The 6825-nt window shown below is 65.1% G+C and carries 10 protein-coding genes; 5 read left to right on the top strand and 5 right to left on the bottom strand.

The window, feature by feature from the left end:
* The 3 genes from VF643_RS12430 to VF643_RS12420 all read right to left on the bottom strand — a co-directional run.
* Nucleotides 1–308 (bottom strand): ribonucleotide-diphosphate reductase subunit beta (locus VF643_RS12430; RefSeq protein ID WP_331043708.1); only part of this gene is annotated, 308 nt, incomplete at its 3' end.
* 24 nt (nt 309–332) lie between these two features.
* Nucleotides 333–644 carry a hypothetical protein gene (locus VF643_RS12425; RefSeq protein ID WP_331043707.1) on the bottom strand — a complete coding sequence of 104 codons (312 nt, stop codon included), beginning with the start codon at nt 642–644 and terminating at the stop codon, nt 333–335.
* Nucleotides 641–844, bottom strand: a complete 204-nt coding sequence (locus VF643_RS12420; RefSeq protein ID WP_331043706.1) for a hypothetical protein — start codon at nt 842–844, stop codon at nt 641–643. The genes VF643_RS12425 and VF643_RS12420 overlap by 4 nt, the downstream gene beginning before the upstream one ends.
* A gap of 56 nt (nt 845–900) precedes the next feature.
* On the opposite strand from VF643_RS12420, the gene VF643_RS12415 reads away from it, so the two are divergent.
* Nucleotides 901–1158 carry a DUF2171 domain-containing protein gene (locus VF643_RS12415; RefSeq protein ID WP_331043705.1) on the top strand — a complete coding sequence of 86 codons (258 nt, stop codon included), beginning with the start codon at nt 901–903 and terminating at the stop codon, nt 1156–1158.
* A 77-nt stretch (nt 1159–1235) separates the two neighbouring features.
* Here VF643_RS12415 and VF643_RS12410 read toward each other — a convergent pair whose 3' ends face one another.
* Entirely contained in the window at nt 1236–1652 is a 417-nt protein-coding gene (locus VF643_RS12410; RefSeq protein WP_331043704.1) for an endonuclease domain-containing protein, read from the bottom strand.
* 128 nt (nt 1653–1780) lie between these two features.
* The gene (locus VF643_RS12405) at nt 1781–3667 is read right to left on the bottom strand and encodes a ribonucleoside-diphosphate reductase subunit alpha (protein ID WP_331043703.1); all 1887 of its coding nucleotides are present in this window, start codon (nt 3665–3667) and stop codon (nt 1781–1783) included.
* A 397-nt stretch (nt 3668–4064) separates the two neighbouring features.
* On the opposite strand from VF643_RS12405, the gene VF643_RS12400 reads away from it, so the two are divergent.
* The 4 genes from VF643_RS12400 to VF643_RS12385 form a co-directional block, all read left to right on the top strand.
* A complete protein-coding gene (locus VF643_RS12400) occupies nt 4065–4682 on the top strand; it encodes a hypothetical protein (protein WP_331043702.1) in 618 nt (205 codons plus the stop codon).
* Complete coding sequence (locus VF643_RS12395) at nt 4634–5566, top strand: S41 family peptidase (RefSeq protein ID WP_331043701.1); 933 nt, start codon at nt 4634–4636, stop codon at nt 5564–5566. Before VF643_RS12400 ends, VF643_RS12395 begins: the two co-directional genes overlap by 49 nt.
* 113 nt (nt 5567–5679) lie before the next feature.
* Nucleotides 5680–6186 carry an RcnB family protein gene (locus tag VF643_RS12390; protein WP_331043700.1) on the top strand — a complete coding sequence of 169 codons (507 nt, stop codon included), beginning with the start codon at nt 5680–5682 and terminating at the stop codon, nt 6184–6186.
* A gap of 86 nt (nt 6187–6272) precedes the next feature.
* The coding region (locus VF643_RS12385) for a fumarate hydratase (RefSeq protein WP_331043699.1) at nt 6273–6825 on the top strand (553 nt) is incomplete at its 3' end.

Below are 6825 nucleotides of genomic sequence, written 5' to 3'. Positions count from 1 at the left end.
GCGATGTGCACCGTCTCCATGTTGCTGAACGCGGTCAGCATCATCTTGATCTCGGTCGGCTTGAACACGCGGCCGTATTTCTCGTGGTAGCAATCCTGCACCTCGACATCGGCCTGGGTGAAGAAGCGGAAGATCTGGGTCAGCAGGTTGCGCTCGTGATCGCTGAGCTTCTGCGCCCAATCGCGGCAATCCTCGCCGAGCGGCACTTCCTCGGGCAGCCAATGGAGCTGCTGCTGGCGCTTCCAGAATTCGAACGCCCAGGGGTATTCGAAGGGCTTGTACTGCTTGGAGGCGTGGAGGAGGGACATGGGGATTACTCCGAGGTAAGTTTTCTATTCGGTGGGAAATTTTGCGTCGAACGTAGCGGGTGTTAAGCCTTCTGCGTCGTAGCTCCCGGGCTCGCACCAGAAACCGACTGGCTGGCTGTCGTCATTCATGGCTTTAATATTTGCATTTAGCAGCTTGGCGGCCATCGCACAGTTTGTGGAATTGTACGTTGGATCGGACTCTTGGGCATCGAAGGTGGCGAAATGCACCCGCGCTGTCGGACTCATCGACGAGTTGCGGTAAAGCGTCGTCGTCGCGGACGGTGCTGTATTCCCACACCCCATAAGCAAAACACTGAGGACAATGAGCGACCTCATGCCGGCCCACTCCACGACCACATCGCGGTCGCCGACATGGCGAGCACGATGCCCGCGGACGCCAGCATGATGCCGACCATGCGGTAAGCATAGGTCTTGCGCTCGGTGATCGTCGGGCGGCGCAGGCGCAGCAGCATGACGGTGCCCGCGACCGACAGGACCGCGGCGACCAGATACATCACGACGACATTGTAGCTCATGCGACCATTCCCACGCGCGGACGTTGCGCTGCTGACATCAACGCAGGAGAGACGAAATGGTCGATGCGAGCCGGATTCAGGAACATGCCGAAGTGATCGGCGCGGACGGGGTGCATGTCGGGACCGTCGACAAGGTCGAGGGAGACCGGATCAAGCTGACCAAGAAGGATTCCGGTGCGCAGATCGAAGGCGCGATGGGCAGCCATGAAGGGCATCACCATTTCATCCCGCTGGGGCTGGTGGCCGATGTCGAGGACGGCGTCGTGCGGCTGAGCGCGAACGGCGACGTGGCGGTGGCGTTCGAGGAGGAGTGAGCACGCAACTCCCTCTCCCTCCGGGAGAGGGAAGGGGCCCGCCGCGTTAGCGGTGGGAAGGGTGAGGGCGGCGCTGGTCATGCGGGGTTGCCTTCGGCGATGGTGCTGCCCTCACCCTTCCGCGCCTGCGGCGCTCCCTCCCTCTCCCGGAGGGAGAGGGACAAAGATGCAATTACGCCGTCGAGGTTTTGCATGACGTCGTTGTTCGTCACGCGGAGCACGCGGTAGCCTTCGCGTTCGATGAAGCGGGTGCGGGCGGCGTCGTATTCCGCCGTCCATGCGTGCGTGTCTCCGTCCACCTCAATGACTACTTTCTCGCTGAAGCACAGAATGTCGGCGTGATAGGGGCCGACCGGCGTCTGGTGACGCCATTTCAGGTCGGGGAATGCCTCACGCAGGGCGCGGAGCAGGCGGCGTTCGGGTTCGGGGGCGTCGCGGCGGAGGTTGCGGGCGCGCTGGACGGTGCCGGACCGGTGATTTTCATACGCTCGCACACCCTCACCCTTCCGCGCCTGCGGCGCTCCCTCCCTCTCCCAGAGGGAGAGGGAATACACCTCTCCCTCTGGGAGAGGGAGGGGCCCAAGCCGTCAGGCTTGGGAGGGTGAGGGTGGCCGCAAGCACCTCACTGGCACGCCAGACACTCGTCATAATCCGTCGTTTCCAGGTCGAATGTCGGCTTCTCGATGGTGTTGTCCGCCTCCACCCCGCCTGCGAACCCGGCGCGCTGGACGCTCTTGGAACGCAGGTAATAGAGCGACTTGATCCCCAATTCCCACGCGCGGAAATGGAGCATCAGCAAGTCCCATTTCTCGACATCGGCGGGGATGAACAGGTTCAGCGACTGGGCCTGGTCGATATAGGGGGTGCGGTCGCCCGCGAGTTCGAGGAGCCAGCGCTGGTCGATCTCGAAGCTGGTCTTGAACGTGTCCTTTTCCTCCGCACCGAGGAAATCGAGGTGCTGGACGCTGCCGCCCTGCTCCAGGATCGAATTCCACACCGCGTCCGAGTTCTTCGACTTCTCGATCAGCAGTTTTTCCAGATACGGGTTCTTGACCGAGAAGCTGCCCGACAGCGTCTTGTGGGTGTAGATGTTCGCCGGGATCGGCTCGATGCACGCGCTGGTGCCGCCGCAGATGATGCTGATCGACGCGGTCGGCGCGATCGCCATCTTGCAAGAGAACCGCTCCATCACCCCCATGTCGGCGGCGTCGGGGCAGGGGCCGCGCTCGATCGCGAGCTGCATCGAAGCCTCATCCACCTGGCCCTTGATCTGCTTGAACATGCGCAGGTTCCAGGACTTGGCCATCGCGCCCTCGAACGCGATTCCGCGGGCCTGGAGGAAGCTGTGGAAGCCCATGACGCCGAGACCCACCGAGCGCTCGCGCCCCGCGGAATAGGCTGCGCGCTCCATGCCGGGTTCGTGGCGGTCGATGTAATCCTGGAGGACGTTGTCGAGGAAGCGCATGACGTCTTCGACGAAGCCCTTCTCGTCCTTCCACTGGTCCCAGGTTTCCAGGTTGAGCGACGAAAGGCAGCATACCGCGGTGCGATCGTTGCCGAGGTGGTCGCGGCCGGTGGGCAAAGTGATCTCGCTGCACAGGTTCGAGGTCGAGACCTTCAGCCCCAGATCGCGGTGATGCTTGGGCATCGCCTTGTTCACGTGATCGGCGAAGACGATGTACGGCTCGCCGGTCTGGAGGCGGGTCTCGACCAGCTTCTGGAACAGCGAACGCGCATCGACGGTCGCGCGGGGGGAATCGTCCTTGGGGCTTTTGAGCACCCATTCGGCGCCGTCGCGCACCGCTTCCATGAAGGCGTCGGTGATGAGGACGCCGTGATGCAGATTGAGCGCCTTGCGGTTGAAATCGCCCGACGGTTTGCGAATTTCGAGGAATTCCTCGATCTCAGGGTGCGAGACGTCGAGATAGACCGCGGCCGATCCGCGACGCAGCGAACCCTGGCTGATCGCCAGCGTCAGCGAATCCATGACGCGCACGAACGGGATGATGCCGCTGGTCTTGCCGTTAAGCCCTACCGGCTCGCCGATGCCGCGGACGTTGCCCCAATAGGTGCCGATGCCGCCGCCGCGCGAGGCGAGCCAGACGTTCTCGTTCCAGGTGTCGACGATGCCGCCCAGGCTGTCGGGCACCGAATTGAGGTAGCAGGAAATCGGCAGGCCGCGCCCGGTGCCGCCGTTCGACAGCACCGGCGTGGCGGGCATGAACCACAACCGCGAAATATAGTCGTAGATGCGCTGCGCATGCGGCGCGTCGTCGGCATAGGCGGACGCCACGCGCACGAACAGATCCTGATAGGATTCGCCGGGCAGCAGATAGCGGTCGTTCAGCGTCTCCTTGCCGAAATCGGTCAGCAGCGCGTCGCGGCCGTGATCGACCTCGACCGGATAGATGCTTGGGCGCACCGATTTGCTATCCTGCTTTTCGCGCGGCGCCGGAGTCTCGACCCGCGTGGATTCGATCCGGGGGGCTTCGATCGTATCGCTGGCCATCGTCCTGCCTGTCTCTTCGCTGCTGAAGTCCACTCGAAGCCCTCTCTCGTTCTCTATCCGTTCGACTCGGGGCCGACGCCGATCCTACACCGGATCGCGGCCGCAGCGAGAGTCTCCGCCAGTCCATGAGCGAGGCACGCCGATATGGGCATGTCCCGTCCCGTCCACCAGCAGTAGCGCACCCGCCATCGTCCTACCCCCCAAGGATTGTGGCAAGGACGCTCGGGGAGCAAGCCCGATCCGGCCCGGTCCGTGGGCGGCGCGAGCGTCCGGACGCCGCGACGCGCGGACTTCTGCGGGGTTCGCGAAGCGCAAGCGGCTAAAATAAATTTTGCGACCTTTCGCGTGCGTTGATCCGGCAGGCGGCGGCTGGCATCCTGGCGTGGTGGGGATGCGCATGGACGCCAGGTACAATCGCCGGGCTGCGATCGGCGCCATGCTGGCGACCGCGGTGTTGCCCGCCTGGGCCGCGCGCGCGGACCCTGGCCCCGCGCCGTTGCCACCGACCTTTTCAACCGGCGCGATGGCCGCGGACGTCGCATTGCTGCGCCGGGCGTATGAGACGCTGCATCCGGGCCTCCATCGCTATCAGCGCGCGAGCGAATCGACGGCGCGGTTCGACTGGCCGGCCGAAACGGTGCGGCAGCCGATGACGCCTGCGGCCTTTTATCTGGCGTTGTCGAAGCACCTGGCGACGGTGCGCTGCGGTCATAGCTACGCCAATTTCTATAATCAGCAGAAGCGGGTTCAGGCCGCCTTGTTCGATGCGGCGCCGCGGTTGCCGCTGTCGTTCCTGTGGCTGGGCGATCGGATGATCGTCACCGCCGATGCCTTTGCCACCGGCATCGCACCGGGGAGCGAGATCCTGGCGATCGATGGGCGCCCGGCCGGAGAGATCCTGGCGGCGCTGATGACGGTGGCGCGCGCCGACGGGCATAACGACGCCAAGCGGCGGCGGCTGATGTCGTGCAGGGCGAGGACGGATATGAGAGCTTCGACATCTTCTTCGAGCTGATGTTCGGCGGCGGGCCGCGCTACGACTTGGCGGTGCGCGGCGCGGACGGGCGGCGTCGGATGGCGCGCGTCGAAGGCATCACGCTGGCGCAACGGCGGGCGCAACGGCGGGCGCAGCGCGGGGCGACGATCGACCAGAGCGTCGATACCCCGCACTGGACGATCGCGCGCCGAGGGGGTTCCGCGATCCTGACGATGCCCGGCTGGGGCCTGTACAACAGCAAATGGGATTGGACGGCGTGGATCGACGACGCGGTCGACCGGCTGATCGCGAAGCAAGTGCCCAAGCTGGTGGTCGATTTGCGCGGCAACGAGGGCCGGATGGATTGCGGCGACGTGCTGGTCGCCCGGTTTGCGCGTCAGGCTATCGTCAGCGACGACGCACGGCGGCTGGTGCGGTATCGCACCATTACTGGCGACCTGCGGCCGCATCTCGATACCTGGGACCGCGCGTTCGACGATTGGAGCGCGGAGGCCACGCCCCATGACGCGCGCTTCCTGCAATTGACCGGGCCGGAGTGCGGCGCCACCGTCATCCAGCCCAAGGGGGCGCGTTATAAGGGAAAGGTCGTGGTGCTGACCGGCGCGCAGAACAGTTCGGCGACGTTCCAGTTCGTGCGGATGGTGCAGCGCGAGCGGCTGGGTACGCTGATCGGCGGGACGACTGGAGGTAATCGCCGCGGGATCAACGGCGGCGCCTTCTATTTCCTGCGGCTGCCCGAGACCGGAACCGAGGTCGATCTGCCGCTGATCGGCACGTTTGCGCGCACTGCGCAGCCCGATGCGGGCGTGGTGCCGGACGTGATCGTACCGATGACCGCACAGGCGATCGCGCGCGGCGCGGATCCGGCTATGGCCCAGGCTCTGCGATTCACGCGCACGTAAACCGATCCTGTCACTTGCCTGACAGCTCCATTCCGCGACCGTTCAGCGGTGGGGGTGCATCCAGTCGCCATGCCGATGCGTTCGCAGCGGCGTACAGGTACAGGAGATCATCCATGCGTAAGTTCATCATTGCGGCGCTGGCCGCCACCGTCATCGTTCCCGCCGCCGCCAGCGCGCAGAGCTATGGCGAAGTCCGCCAGGGCCAGCGCGAGGTGCGGCAGGATCGCCGTCAGCTCGACCGCGCCGTCGCGCGCGGCGACCGGGGCGACATCCGCGACGCGCGTCAGGAGCTTCGCGAAGATCGCCGCGAACTGCGCGAGGATCGTCGCGACTTCCGTCAGGACCGGCGCGGCAATTATCGCGACGATCGCGGCGGCTATGCCTATCGCGGCGGCGCGTACCGCGGGCCGCAGGGTTATCGCTATCGCCCGGTCGCCGTCGGCTATCGCTTCGCGCCAAGCTATTACGGCCGCAATTACTGGGTGAACGATTATGCCAACTACCAGCTGGCACGCCCGCGCTTCGGCTATCAGCGCTGGATCCGTTACGGCCGCGACGTGGTGCTGGTCGATACCCGCTCGGGTCGCGTCGTCCAGGTGCGCAACCGCTTCTTCCGCTAAAGTAATGCGACCGGCCCGGACTATAGAGTCCGGGCCATTCGTCTGTGGCTTGATGCGCGCGGCGGCGAGCGGCTAAGGCCGAGGCCATGACCATCATCCGCGAAGCCGATCTGATCGAGAGCGTCGCCGACGCGCTCCAGTTCATCAGTTACTACCATCCGATGGATTATATCCGCGCGCTGGGAGCCGCCTATGAGGCGGAGGCGAGCCCGGCGGCCAAGGACGCGATCGCGCAGATCCTGACCAATTCGCGGATGTGCGCGGAGGGGCATCGGCCAATCTGCCAGGACACCGGCATCGTCACCGTGTTCGTGAAATGGGGCATGGACTGCCGCCTCGATACGACCGGGAGGAGCCTGCAGGAGGTCGTCGACGAGGGTGTGCGGCGCGCGTACCTGCACCCGGAGAACAAGCTGCGCGCGTCGATCCTGGCGGACCCGGCGTTCACGCGGCGGAACACGAAAGACAATACGCCGAGCGTGCTCAACGTCGAGATGGTGCCGGGGGACAAGGTCCATGTCGACGTCGCGGCCAAGGGTGGCGGCAGCGAGAACAAGTCCAAGTTCGCGATGCTGAACCCGTCGGACTCGATCACCGACTGGGTGCTGGAGATGGTGCCGAAGATGGGCGCCGGCTGGT

This window comes from Sphingomonas sp., assembly GCF_036387595.1.
Classification (GTDB): Bacteria; Pseudomonadota; Alphaproteobacteria; order Sphingomonadales; family Sphingomonadaceae; genus Sphingomonas.
Note: the sequence above shows the minus strand (reverse complement) of the source record. Positions and strands in the feature narration are given on the sequence as shown.